This window comes from Cupriavidus sp. 05N39, assembly GCF_056397325.1.
The window spans coordinates 1-956 of the sequence record NZ_JBFTNE010000256.1; the positions used below are offsets into that span (position 1 = coordinate 1).

At 56.0% G+C, this 956-nt stretch carries 1 protein-coding gene, 3 tRNA genes and 1 rRNA gene; all 5 read left to right on the plus strand.

Annotated elements, in window-relative coordinates; all coding sequences use genetic code 11:
- Nucleotides 1–88: ribosomal RNA gene (rrf, locus tag AC1DN0_RS41140) — 5S ribosomal RNA — on the plus strand; the annotation flags it as partial.
- Between the two features lie 343 nt (nucleotides 89–431).
- Nucleotides 432–517: transfer RNA gene (locus AC1DN0_RS41145), tRNA-Tyr, on the plus strand.
- A 59-nt stretch (nucleotides 518–576) separates the two neighbouring features.
- Nucleotides 577–650 (plus strand) — tRNA-Gly (locus tag AC1DN0_RS41150).
- Between the two features lie 41 nt (nucleotides 651–691).
- Nucleotides 692–766: transfer RNA gene (locus tag AC1DN0_RS41155), tRNA-Thr, on the plus strand.
- A gap of 43 nt (nucleotides 767–809) precedes the next feature.
- A partial coding sequence (locus AC1DN0_RS41160; protein WP_441643095.1) for a GTP-binding protein occupies nucleotides 810–956 on the plus strand: 147 nt, incomplete at its 3' end.

Below are 956 nucleotides of genomic sequence, written 5' to 3' on the forward strand. Positions count from 1 at the left end.
CACCCCTTCCCATCCCGAACAGGACCGTGAAACGACTCCACGCCGATGATAGTGCGGATACCCGTGTGAAAGTAGGTAATCGCCAGGCTCTCCCTTGAAACCCCCCAGTACGAAAGTACTGGGGGGTTTTGCTTTTGCGGCGGCGATTAATATTGATTAAAACGCCGCTGTCGCGCTGTTTGGGTCGGCAGCTGCTTGTAGGTCCCAGGCGCTCCAGGAAGGCCGTCTGGGGCCTTCCTGGCGGCTCCGGCGAGCCCCTATAGGGTGAAGGTGTTCATTCTTTATCGAACACCGGAGATTGATGGTGTGACCGAAGATGGCCAGTGCAGGCATCGACGTCATCTCCAAATGGGCTGTCCTTCCGGACTTTGCATAGTACGGAAAGTGCTTGACAGCCAAGGAGAGTTACACCATAATCTTAAGTTCTCTGCGGAGAGGTGCCCGAGTGGCTAAAGGGGGCAGACTGTAAATCTGTTGGCTTACGCCTACGTTGGTTCGAATCCAACCCTCTCCACCAAGAATTGCAAAGTAGTAGTGCCCGGCAGGTGTGGGTGAAGCAGAAAGCGTGGTAACCCGGCGGGTGTAGCTCAATGGTAGAGCAGAAGCCTTCCAAGCTTACGACGAGGGTTCGATTCCCTTCACCCGCTCCAGATTGCCCGGGTTGCAGTTCTAAAAGCAGCAGTCAAGTTTCGCCCATGTGGCTCAGTGGTAGAGCACTCCCTTGGTAAGGGAGAGGTCGGCAGTTCGATCCTGCCCATGGGCACCAAATACCGCACTGGCAATATCGCTACCGACACAGGAGTCGCGAAATGGCAAAGGAAAAGTTCGAGCGGACTAAGCCGCACGTGAACGTTGGCACGATTGGTCACGTTGACCATGGCAAGACCACGCTGACGGCCGCGATTGCTACGGTGCTGGCAGCCAAGTTTGGCGGCGCCGCCAAGAAGTACGACGAA